General features: G+C 58.6%; 13 protein-coding genes and 1 tRNA gene. 7 read left to right on the top strand and 7 right to left on the bottom strand.

Features of this window, described 5'->3' with window-relative positions; translation table 11 throughout:
* Positions 1–85: 85 nt before the first annotated feature.
* On the bottom strand, positions 86–1,045 hold the full coding sequence (locus tag AC2FM5_RS15935) for a TAXI family TRAP transporter solute-binding subunit (RefSeq protein WP_496736744.1): 960 nt from the start codon (positions 1,043–1,045) through the stop codon (positions 86–88).
* Positions 1,046–1,273: 228 nt separating this feature from the next.
* Here AC2FM5_RS15935 and AC2FM5_RS15930 point away from each other — a divergent pair, with 228 nt between their 5' ends.
* Positions 1,274–2,068 carry an SDR family oxidoreductase gene (locus AC2FM5_RS15930; protein WP_496736742.1) on the top strand — a complete coding sequence of 265 codons (795 nt, stop codon included), beginning with the start codon at positions 1,274–1,276 and terminating at the stop codon, positions 2,066–2,068.
* 331 nt (positions 2,069–2,399) lie between these two features.
* On the opposite strand, the gene AC2FM5_RS15925 is transcribed toward AC2FM5_RS15930, so the two are convergent.
* Complete coding sequence (locus AC2FM5_RS15925) at positions 2,400–4,175, bottom strand: AAA family ATPase (RefSeq protein ID WP_496736740.1); 1,776 nt, start codon at positions 4,173–4,175, stop codon at positions 2,400–2,402.
* A 1,162-nt stretch (positions 4,176–5,337) separates the two neighbouring features.
* Entirely contained in the window at positions 5,338–5,739 is a 402-nt protein-coding gene (locus AC2FM5_RS15920) for a helix-turn-helix domain-containing protein (RefSeq protein ID WP_496736748.1), read from the bottom strand.
* A 233-nt stretch (positions 5,740–5,972) separates the two neighbouring features.
* Between AC2FM5_RS15920 and AC2FM5_RS15915 the strand changes: the two genes are divergently transcribed.
* On the top strand, positions 5,973–6,155 hold the full coding sequence (locus AC2FM5_RS15915; protein ID WP_496736738.1) for a hypothetical protein: 183 nt from the start codon (positions 5,973–5,975) through the stop codon (positions 6,153–6,155).
* Here the strand turns inward: AC2FM5_RS15915 and AC2FM5_RS15910 are convergent.
* Positions 6,137–7,408 (bottom strand): site-specific integrase, encoded by a 1,272-nt coding sequence (locus tag AC2FM5_RS15910; RefSeq protein ID WP_496736736.1) that lies wholly within the window; start codon positions 7,406–7,408, stop codon positions 6,137–6,139. The two genes, AC2FM5_RS15915 and AC2FM5_RS15910, sit on opposite strands and share 19 nt — an antisense overlap.
* A gap of 149 nt (positions 7,409–7,557) precedes the next feature.
* Positions 7,558–7,647, bottom strand: a tRNA-Ser gene (locus tag AC2FM5_RS15905).
* Positions 7,648–8,356: 709 nt separating this feature from the next.
* Between AC2FM5_RS15905 and AC2FM5_RS15900 the strand changes: the two genes are divergently transcribed.
* Positions 8,357–9,142 carry a FecR family protein gene (locus AC2FM5_RS15900; RefSeq protein ID WP_367646319.1) on the top strand — a complete coding sequence of 262 codons (786 nt, stop codon included), beginning with the start codon at positions 8,357–8,359 and terminating at the stop codon, positions 9,140–9,142.
* A 38-nt stretch (positions 9,143–9,180) separates the two neighbouring features.
* On the top strand, positions 9,181–11,415 hold the full coding sequence (locus tag AC2FM5_RS15895; RefSeq protein WP_496736734.1) for a CHASE2 domain-containing protein: 2,235 nt from the start codon (positions 9,181–9,183) through the stop codon (positions 11,413–11,415).
* A gap of 232 nt (positions 11,416–11,647) precedes the next feature.
* Here the strand turns inward: AC2FM5_RS15895 and hemC are convergent, their stop codons facing one another.
* Positions 11,648–12,610 (bottom strand): hydroxymethylbilane synthase, encoded by a 963-nt coding sequence (gene hemC, locus AC2FM5_RS15890; RefSeq protein WP_496736732.1) that lies wholly within the window; start codon positions 12,608–12,610, stop codon positions 11,648–11,650.
* A gap of 106 nt (positions 12,611–12,716) precedes the next feature.
* On the opposite strand from hemC, the gene hemE reads away from it, so the two are divergent.
* Positions 12,717–13,751 carry a uroporphyrinogen decarboxylase gene (gene hemE, locus AC2FM5_RS15885; RefSeq protein ID WP_496736730.1) on the top strand — a complete coding sequence of 345 codons (1,035 nt, stop codon included), beginning with the start codon at positions 12,717–12,719 and terminating at the stop codon, positions 13,749–13,751.
* A gap of 54 nt (positions 13,752–13,805) precedes the next feature.
* Here the strand turns inward: hemE and AC2FM5_RS15880 are convergent, their stop codons facing one another.
* Positions 13,806–14,900, bottom strand: a complete 1,095-nt coding sequence (locus AC2FM5_RS15880) for a CaiB/BaiF CoA transferase family protein (RefSeq protein ID WP_496736746.1) — start codon at positions 14,898–14,900, stop codon at positions 13,806–13,808.
* 185 nt (positions 14,901–15,085) lie between these two features.
* Between AC2FM5_RS15880 and AC2FM5_RS15875 the strand changes: the two genes are divergently transcribed.
* Together AC2FM5_RS15875 and AC2FM5_RS15870 are read left to right on the top strand one after the other, a co-directional pair.
* Positions 15,086–16,360, top strand: a complete 1,275-nt coding sequence (locus tag AC2FM5_RS15875; RefSeq protein ID WP_496736728.1) for a TAXI family TRAP transporter solute-binding subunit — start codon at positions 15,086–15,088, stop codon at positions 16,358–16,360.
* Between the two features lie 85 nt (positions 16,361–16,445).
* Positions 16,446–16,970, top strand: a complete 525-nt coding sequence (locus tag AC2FM5_RS15870; RefSeq protein ID WP_496736726.1) for an SRPBCC family protein — start codon at positions 16,446–16,448, stop codon at positions 16,968–16,970.
* The last annotated feature ends 158 nt before the right edge of the window (positions 16,971–17,128 follow it).

The raw sequence follows: 17,128 nt of genomic DNA, 5'->3' as shown, positions 1-17,128 counted from the left end.
CCGATCCGCTCACGTTGTCTCCTTCCCGACAGAAAAACCGGGCCTGATCCGGCCCGGCCTCTGCTTAACCTGTCCGAGGGTCGAGTTACATTTGGTCGTCAGTCAGCGCAATGCCCGCTTCCTTGTAGTAGCGGATAGCTCCCGGATGGATCTTGCCCGTGATGTTCTCCATCAGTTCGGTATCGACACCAGCCCACCAGGCCGCAGTTTCAGCCATCGCATTCTTGCTTTCCCAGAAAGTCTTGGTCAGCTGATAGGCGGTGTCATCGTCCATCTTGGTGGTGGTATATGCCACAACTGGCAATGAGGTCGTTACGATATCCTCCTCCTGACCAGCATAAGTGCCGGCCGGGATCACCAGACGGGCGCGCTTGGTCTGCGCGACTTGGTCGTCACTCAGCGACAGCACTTTCACACCGGCCGAGGCGGCGGCTTCCACCACATTCGGGGCGGGCCAGGAGCCGGCGGTTACAAAGCCGTCGATCTGGCCGTTTTTCAGGGCGGCGACAGCGTTGGAGAGCTCTGCATCGGCAATGTTGACTTTACCTTCAAGTCCAAACAAGTTCAGGTATTTCTCGCCTTCGCGCGCGCCAAAACTGCCTTTTCCCAAGAGGATGGTTTTGCCTTCCATGTCTTCAAAGCTGTCGATCCCGCTGTCCGCGGAAACAACAAAATGCATGGTCAAGGAAGGGATCGGGAACAGGGCGCGGATCTCGTCAAAGGACGGATCGCTTTTGCCCTCGAACATCGCTTTTCCGCCCTGAGCCAGCCCAACCAAGGCCGGCGGTGTAGTGAACACATAGTCGCCACCGCGCGCGCGAACTTCCATTACGTTCTGAACCGAACCCTGACCTTCTTCGACGGTCACAATGATGTTCCCGTCCGATCCGGCCTTCATGGCTTCGGCGATCTGGACGCCCATTTGGTAGTATGAAGTCCCCGCCTTGGCGGACTTGTAGGTCACGCGCGTTTCGGCCCAAACCGGAGATGACACGACCACCGTGGCGGCTACGGCGGCAACCATGCACTTGAAATTGTCGAACATTTGAGAGTCTCCCTTTGATAGCAGCGATAAAGCACTCAGACTGATCCGGGGTCAATGGCCCGGGATCTCGGAGGCGTGGAGCTTCGCTGGTGCACCGGCCAGGAAGTGCGTGACTACGGTCCGACAGACTGGTGTTGTCTTTGCAATTTGACTACATGAAGAAGTCAGCTGGCAAACAGCATCCAACTGATGCGTTGAGCCTTCGTTGATCTGTCTCAGGAGCGCGTAATGTCCAGGTTGGAAAAGAAAACCGCTCTCATTACCGGAGGAGCCCGAGGAATAGGTCTGGCTATCGCCAAAGCGTTTCGCGAAGAAGGCGCTGATGTCATTCTGACAGATGCCGACGCCAAAAACGGCCAAAGTTCCGCAGATGAAATCGGCGCAATATTCCGCGAGCTGGATGTTTCGTCGGAGGCGGATTGGCAAAGGGTTGAGGCTGAATTTCCGGTGTTGGACGTGTTGGTGAACAACGCTGGCGTAACGGGCTTTGAATCTTCCGCTACCGGCGCCGCTCCTGCACACGATCCTGAGCACGCCAGCCTGGCTGACTGGCGAGCCGTCCATGCCGTGAACAATGACGGGACCTTCTTGGGGTGCCGTTATGGGATCAAGGCAATGCGAAGGAATGGTGCCGGATCGATCATCAATATCTCTTCCCGATCTGGCCTTGTTGGAATTCCGATGGCGACGGCCTATGCGGCCTCCAAGGCTGCTGTTCGCAATCACACAAAGTCCGTTGCCTTGTATTGCGCAAGCCAAGGCCTTGCGATCCGATGCAATTCCATCCATCCCGCTGCGATCATGACACCGATGTGGGAGCCGATGCTGGGTGAAGGACCAGACAGAGCTGAGCGTGAAGCTGCGATGGTCGCGGACACTCCATTGCGACGGTTTGGAACGGCCGAAGAAGTCGCGGCTTTGGCCGTGCTTCTCGCCTCGGACGAGGCTACTTACATTACCGGTGCCGAGCTATCGATTGACGGAGGCATACTTGCAGGTTCCGCAGCGACCCCGGGAAGCTAGCTCAATATCATCTAGGATGATTGGCGACCTAACCAAAAGCGAACGTATCGGCCAATTCGCAGTCCGACATTTAGGCTCGGGACCAAAAAATAACCACATTCTCAGCGGCGGCTTCTACCTACAACCGAACGTAGAAAGAATTGCGTCAACGGCGAAGCTGCGGACGACGCCCTCGTTCGTTGATCGCAATCTAGGGTCTGCACTCCGGCCCGAAGCTGCGGTTGAAGCGATACCGGGTATGCGGCGGCGCGGCCCGTCGAACCGGACTTTCGTTGCGCATGCGTCCTGCGCGTGCCGTCGTAGGTCAGGTGTGCGGAAGAACGGACTCGAGCTACCGAGGCTCGATAACTGGAAGAACGCTCTTCACAGCGTTTGCTATGCCGCTTGAGCGATTTGCCGCAAGAACTCTGATAAGCCACGACTCAAAGTTTTCCCTTCTGGTCCCTTTCAAAACTGACGCCAAGGTTGCGGTGATTCCTTTTTTATTGTCGTAATAGCGCAGAAGTGCCGCCAAGTCTTTCTGCTCAATAGCAGCCTTAATTTCTCGTGTTCGAGTTGCTACGATTCCAGGAATATCCAGATTTGCAGTGCGAGTATTGTAATCCCGAATCAATTCTTTGCTCGATGTTGAGCCTGAGAAATCGAGCTTCTTCAGCATTCGATCAATACGCCTTTGGCAATGACGGACGACCACCTTATCAATCTTTTCATCGCTATCGAGTAAGCCGAATATTCCGTTGGAGACATCATCGAGCTTTTTTTGTAAGTCAGCCCCAGTGAAGCCATCAGATTCGGCAATCGCGGAGCAAACAACTGGAAGTGCGATAAGATTCTCGATCTCCGATACAGGAATGATCTTGATACCCAAGCCTTCAAAGTAAGCTACATCCTCTTCGGTGTAGTCATCGCCATCCACGATACCGGAACATGTTACCCGGGTCAGACTCGAATTGGCCCGCATAGAAACCACTGAATGGATTACTTCGGAGCAAGAAGACTTTGGAACAACTGTCCATTCTGGATAGCACGCGCGGTATATTGCGTAGTCAAGGCTATCATGCGTGCCCTCAACAAAGAGGATGGGGCGCCTGCTGCCCAGAATGAGTGTGACCAGCTCTTCTGGAAATCCGGTGTTCTCCGGAACCTCTTCAATTGCCCAATGGGGCTGAGGTGAAAAGTCTTGAATCACATATTTTTTTGCGGATCGTGCTGCCGCAAAATCAAGGTCGTGAGTAATATAAATAAATCCACAATCCCTTCGAGTGGCTTCTATTTCGTCCCACAGCTTCGCCATTATCGAACGATGAACGTGAAGCTCTGGTTCATCGACAATCAAGACGGTTCCTTCCGCTGCAACCAGTGCTTGACCTATCATGTAGAAGATTGCTCTCTCCCCATCACTCATATCGGAGGCGGGGTAGGTTCCACCAACGCCACCGGCTGAAACTGTGATGTTATCCCCGGAGATGTGAAGTTGACGATGAGGAAGAAGGCGATTCCAGATTTCGAGAAGCTTGTCGAACTTGGTGATTTCAAAGCTGTCTTCGCTTTGATCTGCACCCGGCTTATGCCGATGATAGGCTTTCAAAGAGGTGTTGGACTGATCGGCAAAAAGCGCTTGAAGTAGATAATCGAAATCATTCAGCAGATGGGTCGCATTTTTATTGCCCCACCTGTGGCCGGACCTATATCGCGTGTAATTAGTGTTTGACGCGTGGCCGGTGTATCCAAATCGCAACCCGGAGAGCGCTTGCCTTTCGCTGATTTTTTGAACCTCAGGGTTCATCAAGAGCGCACGATGTGCAGATATTCGGTGTGCCGCATCTTGCAGGTTATTTTCGATATGAACTGTGAGACGCGTTTTTCCGCCACCGTTCGCGCCGACGAATATGACAGTCTCGCCTGGTTCGAAATCTACTGCGAGAGCTTCACCCGGGGTGGGAATAGTAATGTTGAAGGTCATAGTGCTCTGCGATTTGCTATTTTCTGGTGATGCTACCGAGGGCTTGGAGCCTTCACAACTGGCGCTGTTGCCTTTTATTCCGGCGCACCGCTGTTTGACGATGCCACTGCCGCGACGAGCCAATCCAGCGACAACCGGCAGCAAGCGGTTGTCTTTTTCTGGCCGTCCGCGAACATGCAGATTGTGCGGCGGTTCACTTCCGCCGTGCGCGTCTCAGGGTCTGCATACAGCTCGCAGCCGCCTTGCGGAGGTGCAGCGCAAAGCCCGAGTTCGGCGTGGTCTGAATGTCTGCTTCCTACCAGACAGCTTGGATGGCTCACTCCTGCGGCGAAGGTCGGCTGCCCGCCGTTGATTGTCGTTTGTTCAGCTTGCAGCGTTGGCAATTCTGGCTTTTCCACCGAAATCTAGAGGCCTTTGTCGAATGGCTCCTTATTGTCGATCTGCGCACATCTCTGGCCTGTCTTCATCGGTTTCGACGCAGTGAAACAAGGGCAGCAGGGGGGCATTTCGCATCTGTTGTAGCTCGAATTCGAGCGTCTCTATCGCCGCAAGCGCCTGTCGCCGGTGACGCTTGCTCCAAGGACGCCAGTCACACCATTGCCAAATGCTGATGTGGCGACGGATATCGAACGTTGAGGAAGTTTGAGCAGTTCTAGCGCTAATCGCTTCATTCGCTCTTCGCCAACCAAGCCTCCACTACATCGTTAGATACTCGACTAGGCGCGGATTGTTCCGAGCTAAACATCCACCGCATGACTAAGCAATACAACAAGCCATTGGATGCGACGGAGTGCGGGAAACCGTCTTGTCAATGACACTGAGCTCCGCGACCGCACATCAGAAGAACGAACAACTGCGCCAATTCAAAGTCATCCACTGCGAGGTCGAACCTTCTGCGCTAGGTTTCGGGGTCGAGGTTTACATTTTCGGCGAAAAAAGCGGATTCACGGGAAAATCTGTCAACTTAGGGTAAACTTAATGTAAACCTTTTGGCTAACAATCCGGCTTCGGAAGCAAGAAAAGGTTTACATCTACAACCGTCGGGCAGGAGCGATGTAAACCTTTGTCAACCTTGCGCAACCCGGCCGGGGTTTCCAAGCCGGATTGAGGAGGCAGCCCAGAAAATGATGGCTTGAACTGCCCCGGCGCTCGCGGCGTTATTTCGGTCTGCGAGAGCAGACGCGTCTCAACAGCTGGACCTGATGCAATGTGGGTTCCGGGTCGCTGTGATTGCTCAACTCACGCAGGAAGCGTAACCAAGCGTGCTCGTAGGACGTCAATGCTTCGTTGTGCATACTCTCGTCTCTCATTTTCCAAAGATCGACTTGATCGCGGCCTTTGACCTGCTGGTCAGCCGGGGATCGGAATTGTCGGAGGCCTCACGGATCGTTTTCAGCCACGAGCGTTCGTTCTCGGTCACCGGATCTCCGAAAATCTCGACAACGGACGCAGCGGCTGTCTCTCCGATTGCCTGCTCTAATGAAAGACGCATCAAGTAGGCAGGATCGCACTCCAACGCCTTGGCGAGAGCAGGCACGCGATCAAGCGCAACCTTTGAACTTCCCTGTTTGATCATCGTGATCATGTTGGCGTTGGTATATCCGGCCTGTGATGCAATTTCGGCTTGGCTCTTGGTCGGTTTGAGTTCAAGCACCCGGCGTTCTACGTATTTCGCCAGTCTGGTGTCTGCATGCGGTTTCTTGGTCATTTCCACTCTCTCAAATGTGACGCAGCATACGCTGCACACTTACATTTTAGCGTTCGAGTGCATGGGGATGCGCGGCAGGAAGGCTATAGAAGGATGGGAACTGACAATGCTAAGAGTATGCTCTCATACGCTGTTCTGCCTCCACGCGCCCAAGACGCGTGTCAGAACAGCAACAGCGAGAGGAACTTTTTGAAGTTTTCTGCATCGCGTCGGCTCGTTGCTATAGCGGATGTATGAGCGCTGATCTGGAAATACTGAAGGCCGCATACAAAAAAGCGGCTGTTTTGGTCGTCGAGGACCCGGTCTATTTGCCGGTCTTCGAGCGGATCGAACGCGAGATCGCTCTACTAGAAAAGCAGAATGACACGATACAGAGGGCTAAGGCCATCGCCGAGCGCTACAAAGCCGTTGCTTGAATGAGCCTCTGTAGGTGCTCCAGGCTCGCGCCCTTGCCATACCTCTCGCGATCAAGCGCGTGGCCCATGAGATCACGTCGGATACGCTCATCGACCCCAGCGGCCAGCATTCGATCCTCGAAGCTGTGTCGCAGACCGTAGAGTGTGTGCTTTGGTGTCTCCATCAAGCCGTTCTCTCGCAGGAACTTGTTCACGGTCGCCGACAGGCTGGCGGAGCTGTCCCTATAGCGCGGGAAGCCGTCCGGGCAGGCCCGCATAGCTTCCAAGCTGATGCCGCAGAGCGGTATCCAACGACGCGCGTTGGCGCTCTTGAGTTGGCGCCCTACCGGTTCAATGGAAATATGCGGCACATTGCTGTCGAGACGTATCTGGGTGGCCGTGAGCGACGCAAGCTCGCTTGGTCGAGCTCCCGTATTGATCATAGCCAGCAGGATGCGGCGCGCTTCCTCGTTCAAGCCATTCAGAGCGCCCGGTGCCAAGATCTTGTCTCTTATCCATGCATCCGAAAATGGAGGCCGCGGTTCAGGTTCCCCTTCTTTGAAGCTGAGATCGGACAGGGGTAGAACCAAATTCAAGCGCTTCATCTTGTTCACTGTCTTCAGAACGTCACCAAGATGGATGAGATCTTTGTTGGCACTGCCGGGCGACAGACCCTCGTTTTCGATCCTGTCCAGCCACCAAGCGCGGAAGTCGAGCATGTCATCGCCAGTGATCTCGGATATCGATTTGTCGCCAACGACCGTGACAAAGGTGTTAACCGCCTTCTTACGAGGATTCTTCCATTTGCGGATTTGATCTGCGCTCTTACCGAAGGTTTTCTCTCGTGCCAGGTCCCAATAAAGCTCTAGGGCTCGTGTAACTGTGATCGCGGGCTCTTTGGCGCCACCTAGTAGCGCTGCAGCCTCCCTCAGGTCAGGTTTGCCGTTTCTAGTTGAGATCGCGCCGATCCGATCCAGGAGCTCTTCAGTGGGTAGCTTTGCGACCCTGTCAACGCGCATATAACGGAAGCCACGCGCCTCTGCGAGTTGCCGAGCGGCTTCAAAACGCTGTTCTGCATCCGAGGTGTCACCGGCCAGTTTTGCCTCCCACCCGGCGATCAACTGTTCCCAAGCCGGGCCCGCCTTCGCCTCAGCTTCAGACATGCTGTCCGTGTGGAGGGATAGCCAGATGAACTTGCGCGGCTCCACCGACTCATACCTTTTGGGAACCCTTTTGTAGAGAGAAAGCTTTTTTCCTCTGGTTTTGATAGCCATTGTCACCTCACTGCCTGGCAAGCAGTGTAAAGCAAAATGTATAGCGATTTGTATAGCAGATTTGGCTGATGTAGGGCGGATCACGTTGCGGATGCGCGCAAAAAATACTCAAATACAATGGCTTGAGCGAATCTCAGAGTGAGGGTGGGTGGCGGAGACGAAGGGATTCGAACCCTCGAGACGGTTTCCCGCCTACTCCCTTAGCAGGGGAGCGCCTTCGACCACTCGGCCACGTCTCCGCCGACGGGTATAGCCGTGCAAGCGACGGAAATACAAGGCCAATTCCTGCACCACCGGAAATTTTTGCCGGATTGGGCGAAGCCCTTGAAAACGCTTGGAATCGCTTGGGTCTGCACCCGCTTGGGCAAAGGCGTGGTCGCTATGTCTTGCTGTTGGATTTTCAAGAACCATGCGTGGATTCGCGTTCTGCTTCGATTTGGTTTCGCTGAACCAACGTCGGTTGGCCTTAGAATGTACGCGCGGCCAGAGTACGCAATCGGACACAAAAATTTGGGCGAGCCAGGTGCGGTAGGGAACTGCATCTGCAAAATGATGGGTGTCGCAAACGGCTGAACCAATTGGAGAGGTTGCCTGCCTTTGGCGTTGGAACGCGCTCTGCTGGATCACCAGTGCCAGGTGATATGAGTTGCAGAAACGGCCGTTTCTTTTGACTGAACTCGGCGGCTCAGCTTCTCCGCTGAACAGGCATAAGAACAGAAAACTTGCCAATTACATGCCAATGGATGCATATTTGCTAAGATTTTAGTCATTTTGATTGATCCAAAAAAACAGTTTCAGAGGCTGGCCGGGCAGTGAGCGCATCCGCGCTCTACAGTAACCTTTGGGGGAAGGGCTGGCATTTTGGCTTGGTTGAAGATTGTTCTGGTTGGTTTTTTCGTTCTTTGCGTTCCTGCCCTCAGTTGGGCAAATATCGGAACCGTAATCAGCGTGAAACAGGGGGCGGACGTGACCCGTGGCGGCAAAACGCTGCCCCTGCGTAATGGGATGGAGGTGTTGTCCGGCGACTCGATCGTCACGGATGCGAATGGCGTGGTTCAGCTTGTCTTTGTGGATGACACGAAGATCGCGGTTGGTCCCAATGCGCGGATGGTTCTGGACGTGAAGATGTTGCGCGGCAACCGCAAGGCTAAAAGCTTTGCTGTCGAGGCGCTGGGTGGAAGCTTCCGGTTCATCTCGGGCAAAAGCAGGAAAGGCGCCTACTCCATCAAGACGCCGACGGCCACCATGGCGGTGCGGGGCACGGTATTTGACATGTGGATCGCGCCGGGAAACCAAAGCGCGATGCTCGTGCTGCACGGCACGGTTCAGATGTGTGGCCTCGGCGGCTCTTGCCGATCAACGGGTCGGATTTGCAGCTTGTATGCAACCAGCCAGCGTGGTGCGGTCGGGCGCCCGGTCGATCAGGCGATGTATGACAAGGCCGTGGTCAGCGGTTTTCCTTTCATTCAGTCGCAGAAAGACCTCAAGCCGCCTTTGCAGGTGGATGTCGAAGGGTGCTCGGGTGAATCCCAACCTGCGCCGCGCGCAAAATCGGACGCGCCCGAACCGCGCCGGTCCGCTCCGCCGCAGAGGCAGGTCAAGGCAGCGGTTGCCGCGCCGCCCGAACAACCGGATCCGGTCGGGCAGTTCGACAGGCCGGGCGACCGGCCCGAAACTGTCGATGATCGGCGGGATACTGGCGGCGGTGTCTTTGGGTCCGGCGGCGATGGCTAGAGCGTTGTCCATGTCGTTGCCGGCGAGCAGAGGTTGACGTGAGTGTCAGGCAGCACGAGAAAGCCGGACGGCGCCGTGCTTTTCGGCTGGTGGGCCTGGGTCTGATCCTGTTTGGTTGTCTGCTGCGGGTACTGGACCCTTATCCGGTCCGCATGTCCCGGCTGATCTTTTTCGACGTGTTGCAGCGGTTGTCCCCGCGCGCCTTCGATCCCGATTTGCCGGTCCGGGTCGTCGATATCGACGAAACGTCGCTCGAGAATTGGGGCCAATGGCCCTGGCCCCGGACCCTGTTGACGCAGATGGTCGAGCGTTTGGGCGAGTATGGCGCCGCTTCAATCGCTTTTGACATGTTGTTCGCCGAGCCCGATCGGTACTCACCGTCGCGGCTGCTGAGTGATCCGGCCCTAGCTGACATTCTCAGCGCCAAAAAGGAAGCCGCCCAGCTGGACAATGACATCTTGTTCGGGGCCGAGGTTTCGAACTGGCCCGTCGTGATGGGTGTGGCGGCGCGATTGACCGGAGGGGATCAGGACATTGCCCCGAAGGCCGGGATCGTGGAGATCGGCGAAAACCCGGCCGCCGGGCTGGTGTCCGTGCCCCACTGGACTCCGCTGGCGCCACCGCTGGACCGGGATGCAACCGGGATCGGCGGTGTGAATGTTTCACCTTTGGGCGGCACGGGCGTGGTGCGTCGGGTTCCGGTGTTGTGGCAGGGGCCAAGCGGTGTTCTGCCCGGACTTGGGCTGGAGGCTCTGAGGGTCGCGACGGGCGAGCCGGTGATCTTCATCGAAGGGGCTCAGGGCGAGGCCGGCATCGTGCTGTCGGTCGAATTGGCGGGTCTGGTCCTGCCCACAACGGAAAACGGAGAGGTCTGGGTCAGGTACAGACCGGATGATCCCGGGCTCTACCTGTCGGCCAATGACATACTGCAATCCGCAGATGATCCGGTTCTGCGCAGCCAGATCGAAGGCCGGATCGTATTGATCGGAACGTCGGCGGCAGGTCTGTTCGACATGCATCAGACTGCGTTGGGAGAGTCCGTTCCAGGCGTCTCCATCCACGCCCAAGTCATCGAGCAGGCGCTGCTGGGCGACATGCTGACCCGGTCGGATGTCACCGCCGCCCTCGAGCTTCTGGCTTTCATCATCCTTGGAGTCGTCGTCACGGTCGTCATGTCCAGTTTTGGAGCCGTTGCCTCGTTCATGGCCGGCGGCATCGCGGCGGCCGTGGTTGTCGGGGTCAGTTGGTTGGCGTTTCAGAACCAGTCCGTACTGTTCGATGCAACCTTCCCGCTTGCCGGCGGGATGGCCAATTTCGGGCTGTTGTCCGGTTATCTGTTCATATCGACCGAGCGGGAAAAGCGGGTGATCCGGCGGATCTTCTCGCACTATGTCGCGCCCGAGATCCTGGACGAGATGGATGCAACCGGACACCAACTGCAACTGGGCGGTGAAACGCAGGAAATCACGGTCATGTTCTCGGACATTCGCGGGTTTACACCGTTGTCCGAGCGGGTGTCGGCCACAGACCTGGTCGCGCTGCTCAATGAACTGTTCTCGGTCATCGGAGACCGGATCCTGCACGAAAAAGGCACCATCGACAAATTCATCGGGGATGCGGTCATGGCGTTCTGGAACGCGCCGGTTCCGGTGGAGCGGCACCCACTTCTGGCGGCGCAGGCTGCGTTGCAGATGCGGCGAGCTCTGGCCGAGTTCAATGCTTCGGACACGATGCGCGGGCATCCTCCGATCGCATTGGCGACAGGATGTGCCACGGGAATGGCCTGCGTCGGCAACATTGGCTCGCGGCGGCGATTCAACTACACGGTGATCGGAGATGTGGTCAACGTCGCCGCTCGAATCGAGCAGAGTTGCCGCCAGGTCGAATATGACATCCTGATCTCAAGCTCAGTCTCGCAGGCTGCTGGCGCCGATCTCGCGATGCTCGAAGCCGGGCTTGTTCATCTGAAAGGCAAGACCGAACTGGAGCCGTTATTTGCTTTGGTCGGTGACAGCGTGTTGGCCCATAGCGCGGATTTCCGGAAGCTGCAGGAGATGCATCAGGATCTGATCATTGCGATACGTGCACGGCGGGCTCACGACGAAATACAGCGCTTGAGCGAAGCCTGCAGCGCCCAAGCAGGCTTGGTCGAACCGGGCCTGCGCGCGTTCTATGCGGCCTTGCCGGGACGGTCGGCTGATTTCCGGTTCGACATCCGCTCGGGCCAGGCGATGTTCAGTCATCATGGCAACGTGCACCGGTTTCCCGGATGACAGGGACCCGTTACGGGCCGCAGAGTCAAAACGGGCCGTGCCTTTTTCAAAGGCACGGCCCGTTTCGATCGGACAGGGTTCTCAGTCTCGCCCCCTCGAATACTATCTACAAAATCACGAACTAAAACTTCGATACATTCGAGACTGATCCACATTCCCAATCGGGATGACACATTGATGCCCGATTTCAACCGGGGCGACAGTGAAGCAGTTCACATTCGCAGAAACTTTTTTACAAATTTCTCCACTCGAAGAATCCGGGCCCGGCACGGTGCAGCAGTTCTGCCGCCACGGCCCGGCCCATTTCCGCTGCGTCCTCCGTCAAACCGGTCTGGCTTTCGGTGATGGCATCCGATCCATCCGGGCGCAGGACCTCGCCGCGTAGGCGCAACTGCCCATCCGCAAGTTCGGCCAGACCGGCAATCGGAGTTTCGCAGGACCCGTCCAGCGCGGCCAGCAACGTGCGCTCGGCCGCCAGACGACAGGCCGTTTCAGAGTGATGAATGGCTTCCAGCATCTCGGCGGCCCGATGGTCGTCCGCGCGGCGCTCGATGCCAATCGTACCTTGTGCGATGGCCGGCAGCATGTCGTCGGGCGAGATCGCGGTGGCAGGGACGTCCTGCATGTTCAGGCGGCGGATGCCGGCCATGGCCAGAAACGTGCATTCGGCCACGCCATCAGCCAGCTTCTTCAGCCGGGTCTGCACGTTGCCCCGGAACTCGACCACGTTCAGATCGGGTCGGCGGTGCAGCAACTGGGCCCGCCGCCGCAGCGACGAGGTGCCGACGACCGCGCCTTCGGGCAGGTCATGGATCGAGCTGAGGCGGGGCGAGATGAAGGCATCGCGCACGTCCTCGCGCGGCAGGAACGTGTCCAGCACCAGCCCCTGCGGCTGTTCGACGGGCATGTCCTTGGTCGAGTGCACGGCGATGTCGATGTCGCCACCCAGCATCGCCTCTTCGATTTCCTTGGTGAACAGGCCCTTGTTGCCGATCTCTTTCAACGGGCGGTCCGCGTCGATCATGGCGCGGTTGTCGCCGGTGGTCTTGATCACCACGATCTCGAACGCCTGTTCCGGCAGATCGAAGGCATCGCACAGCCGCTGACGGGTTTCGTGGGCCTGGGCCAGCGCCAGCGGCGAACCACGGGTGCCGATCTTTAGCGGCGATGCGGGGGTGGGCAGGGTCAAAGTCATGGGCACAGCTTTAGTCGCGTCACATTGCCCTGACAATGGGGGCCACGCTTGACATTTTGCCGCTGAAGGCGGACCCGTTGCGCAAACCGGAATAGTGGGGGCTGACATGGCCGAGAACAAGAAACTGCTGCGGGCGCTGGCGGGCGAGGTACTGGACACGCCGCCGATCTGGATGATGCGACAGGCCGGACGCTATCTGCCGGAATACCGCGCGACGCGGGAACAGGCGGGCGATTTCCTGTCGCTGTGCTACACCCCCGATCTGGCGGCGGAGGTGACACTGCAGCCGATCCGCCGCTATGGGTTCGATGCCGCGATCCTGTTTGCCGACATCCTGCTGGTGCCGCAGGCGTTGGGCGCCGATCTTTGGTTCGTCACCGGCGAAGGGCCGCGCCTGTCGACGATCACGCGGCGATCGGATTTCGACGCCTTGAAACCCGTTGATGCGATCCACGAGACCTTGTCGCCCGTCTATGAAACCGTGCGCATCCTGTCGCGCGAGTTGCCGTCCGAGACGACTCTCATTGGCTTTGCCGGCGCCCCGTGGACCGTTGCGACCTATATGATCGCCGGGCGTGGCACCCCTGATCAGGGTCCTGCCCACGCCCTGCGCGAGGAAAACACCGCTCTGTTCGAGGCGTTGCTGGACCGGATCACTGCGGCCACGATCGAATATCTGTCGGCTCAGATCGAAGCGGGGGCCGAGGTGGTCAAGATTTTCGACAGCTGGGCCGGGTCGCTGAAAGGTGAGGCTTTCACCAAATACGCGGTCCAGCCGTGCCGGATCATCACCCAGGCGCTCAAGGAACGCCATCCGGGCATTCCGGTCATCGGTTTCCCGCGTGAGGCGGGCGAGGGCTATGTCGGCTTCGCGAAGGCCACCGGTGTCGATTGCGTGGCGCTGGACAACTCGGTTGCGCCGGAATGGGCGGCCGAACATGTGCAGGTGGATGGCTGCGTGCAAGGCAACCTGGCCTCGTCTCACATGGTGACCGGCGGGCAGGCCCTGGTGGATGAGACCCGCCGCATCCTGCGTGCCTTTTCCAACGGGCCGCATATTTTCAATCTGGGACACGGGATCACACCGGATGCCGACCCGGAGAATGTGCAGCTGATGATCGACACGGTGCGCGGCGGATAGGCGGCGTGGGAGGGGGCCAGCCCCCTCTTGGCCGTTGGCTAGATGAAGGATGTGTCAGGTCTTTTTGAGAGCCTGAAGTTCGTTCAGAATTTCGGTCGTGTGTTGGCCGCGGGCCGGGCTGGGTTTCGGCTGCCATTGGTGGGTGGAGAAGCGCGGGGCGGCGGCGGCCTGCAGGGTGCCGTCTGTTTCTCGCCAGGTTTGGCGGGCGGTGTTCATCGGATGGGTTGCGGCCTCGTCGGGGCTGAGCACCGGGGCGACGCAGGCGTCTGAGCCTTCGAACAGTTTGGCCCAATGGTCGCGCGGTTTGGTTGCGAAGAGTTCCGCCAGGCGTCGGGTCAGGTCGGGCCAGCGCGTGCTGTCGTATTGTTGCTGGAACGCCGGGTCTTGGGATAGGTCCAGGATTTCCAGGAATTGGGCGTAGAATTTCGGCTCAAGACATTGGACCGAAACAAAGCCGCCATCCGCGCAGGCGTAGGTACGGCTCCAATGCGGGCCGTCCAGCAGGCTCTGGCCGCGCGTGTCGGACAGGTTGCCGGTCTGGCGCAGGCTCATCAGCAGGTTCATCATATGCGCGGACCCGTCGTAGATGGCGGCGTCGACCACCGTGCCTGTGCCCGTTGTGCGCGCGTTCAGCAGCCCGGCCAGTATGCCGGTGACCAGATACATCGCGCCCCCGCCGATATCGCCGACCAGCGTGGCCGGGGTCATCGGCTCGGCGCCCGGTGGTGAGCCGTACCAGAGTGCCCCCGACAGCGCGATGTAGTTCAGATCATGTCCTGCGGTGTCGGCAAGCGGGCTGTCCTGGCCCCAGCCGGTCATGCGGCCATAGACCAGCGCCGGGTTCAGGGCGTGGCAGGCTTCGGGCCCCAGGCCCAGCTTCTCCATCACGCCGGGGCGGAAGCCTTCGATCAACGCATCGGCGGTTTCGATCAGGCGCCGGGCGGTTTCGAGGTCGTCGGGGTCCTTGAGGTCGAGCGCGATCGAGCGCTTGCCCCGGTCCAGCACGGATCGGTCCGGCATGCCGGGTGTGACGGCGCCCCCCTTGCGGTGGATGGTCACGACATCGGCCCCCAGATCCGCCAGCATCATGGCGGCGAACGGGCCGGGGCCGAGACCCTCGATTTCGACAACACGGATTCCGTTCAGCATGAGCAGCACTCCCTCGCGGCGATGCTGGCCGGGACCCAGCAGGAATGCAAGACCGACCGGCGGCGACGCGGCGTCTGGCATCGGTCTGATCCGGAACGGGAAAAACCAACAAACACATCGGAATACTTGCCAGCTTGGGGCCAGCGGCGTAGCGTGCTGTCCGGGGTGGATCAGCGAGGGGTAGGATGCGTCTTTGGATCACGATCAGTGCCGCCATGGTCTTGGCGGTTCTGGTGGCAATCATCCTTCTGCTGCACCCGCCCGGCGACCTGCGCATGGCAGCCGGACCGGCGGGTGGTGCCTATATCGAAGTGGCGCAGGACTATTCCGATATCCTTGCCGAGGATGAGATTCGGCTCGAGATCGTCGAAACCGCAGGGTCTGTCGAAAATGCGCGTCTCCTGGAAGACGGGGCTGTGGATGTGGCCTTCTTGCAGGGCGGCATCGAAGTTGACCCGGATCGGGCGCAGGCCATCGGGACAGTGTTTTTCGAGCCGATGATTTTCATGGCGCGCGAGGATGCCTGGATTCCGCCCAATCCCGCGCTGTGGCGTGGGTTGAGCATCAACAGCGGTGCACCCGGGTCCGGCACCGCGGACGCATTCCGCGACTTCGAACGCGCTGTCGGGCTGGCCCAAGAGGATAACGTGCATGTTGCACTGCCCTATGACCAGGCGGCCGACGCCTTGTTGGACGGAACGTTGGACATCGCCGTTTTTGTCGCCCCGATCGAAGCTCCCTACCTGCTGGCCGCGTACGAGGTGCCTGGACTGAAGGTGCTGAACCTTGAACATGTCGAGGCGATTTCGCGTCGTTTGTCCTATGCCACCGTGGTGACCGTACCGACCGGAGGCATGTCGCTGAACCCGGTTCTGCCGCCGCGCCCGGTAGATCTGATCGCTCTCGAGGCGCGGCTGGTCGTGCGGCCGGGACTGCATCCGGCGTTGGTCAATCGACTAACGATGGCGGCGATCGCCCTGCACGAGGCTCAGGGCATCATTAATGACCCCGGGGCCTTTCCGGGGATCGAAGGGACCGCATTGCCCCTCAACAACACCGCACGGCAGCTGATACTTGAAGGGCCATCCACCTGGCATGATTGGTTGCCTTATTGGGTGGCGGCGCAGGTCAATCGGGTTTTCCTTTTGTTCCTGCCGTTCTTTTTCATCGTCCTTCCGCTGGTCCGGTTGTTGCCGCGCATCTACGCCTATTTCCAACGATGGCGTGTCTGGCAGCACTACCCGGAAATTCGTCTGATCGAACAGGACCTGGCCGACAACCCTTCCGCGGAAGACCTCGTGCGGATGCAAGGCCAATTGCAGGTGCTGGACGAAAAGCTGGCGGACCTACGGCTGCCAGCGGCCTACAGGCAAGGGCAGTATGATGCCCGTCTGCATCTGGAACTGGTGCAGAAACGGATTTCCGACATGCGGGCTCAGGATTCCGGGGGCGGCGGGTAATGTGTGGAACACGGTTGCCGCAACGGCAGTTCGTGGATAGGTCTTTGGTCGAATATCAGACATTTCAAGAAAGGGGGGTGCTCCCATGCAAATGAGTGACACGCGTGAAATTCAGGCGGCGCCGTCCGATGTCTATGCGGCCCTGCTGGACCCCGAGGTGCTGAAAGCCTGCGTGCCCGGTGCGCAAGAGGTTTCGGGCAATCCGACGGACGGTTACGAGGCGACCGTGGTGCAGAAGGTCGGGCCGGTAAAGGCCACGTTCAAAGGCACCGTCACGATGTCCGACATGGTTGAGGGTCAAAGCCTGACCATCGCCGGTGAGGGCAAAGGCGGGGCGGCGGGTTTTGCAAAGGGCAGCGCCAGTGTCACGTTCAGCGCCAGTGACAGCGGTGGAACGGTTCTGGCCTATGACGTGGATGCCAAGGTTGGCGGAAAGCTGGCGCAGCTAGGCAGCCGTTTGATCGACGGCTTTGCCAAAAAGATTGCTGACCAGTTCTTCTCGAACCTTCAGCAGCATTTCGAAGGCCCTGCAGAGCCGGAAGAGGGCGGCGAAGACACTCCCGAAGGGGAAAAGAAAGGCTGGCTGGGTCGCCTGACCGGGCGCGAGTGAAACCTGCGTTTGTGCGCAGAGGACTGTGCGAATTTGGTCTGTTCGGCAATCCTCTGGCGCGATACTGTCCCGGCCAGAACTGGGAAAACGCATGACGACAATTCTTTCGATCAAGGATCTGCGCAAAACCTATGCCGGCGGGTTCGAAGCGCTGAAAG

The organism is Ruegeria sp. BHSA162, from assembly GCF_059613385.1.
This window is presented reverse-complemented; position numbering and strand designations above follow the sequence as displayed.

Coding starts and splice junctions, on each gene's coding strand:
- AC2FM5_RS15935 (WP_496736744.1), bottom strand. CDS start 1,045: ATGTTCGACAATTTCAAGTGCATGGTTGCCGCCGTAGCCGCCACGGTG.
- AC2FM5_RS15930 (WP_496736742.1), top strand. CDS start 1,274: ATGTCCAGGTTGGAAAAGAAAACCGCTCTCATTACCGGAGGAGCCCGA.
- AC2FM5_RS15920 (WP_496736748.1), bottom strand. CDS start 5,739: ATGACCAAGAAACCGCATGCAGACACCAGACTGGCGAAATACGTAGAA.
- AC2FM5_RS15915 (WP_496736738.1), top strand. CDS start 5,973: ATGAGCGCTGATCTGGAAATACTGAAGGCCGCATACAAAAAAGCGGCT.
- AC2FM5_RS15910 (WP_496736736.1), bottom strand. CDS start 7,408: ATGGCTATCAAAACCAGAGGAAAAAAGCTTTCTCTCTACAAAAGGGTT.
- hemC (WP_496736732.1), bottom strand. CDS start 12,610: ATGACTTTGACCCTGCCCACCCCCGCATCGCCGCTAAAGATCGGCACC.
- hemE (WP_496736730.1), top strand. CDS start 12,717: ATGGCCGAGAACAAGAAACTGCTGCGGGCGCTGGCGGGCGAGGTACTG.
- AC2FM5_RS15880 (WP_496736746.1), bottom strand. CDS start 14,900: ATGCTGAACGGAATCCGTGTTGTCGAAATCGAGGGTCTCGGCCCCGGC.
- AC2FM5_RS15875 (WP_496736728.1), top strand. CDS start 15,086: ATGCGTCTTTGGATCACGATCAGTGCCGCCATGGTCTTGGCGGTTCTG.
- AC2FM5_RS15870 (WP_496736726.1), top strand. CDS start 16,446: ATGCAAATGAGTGACACGCGTGAAATTCAGGCGGCGCCGTCCGATGTC.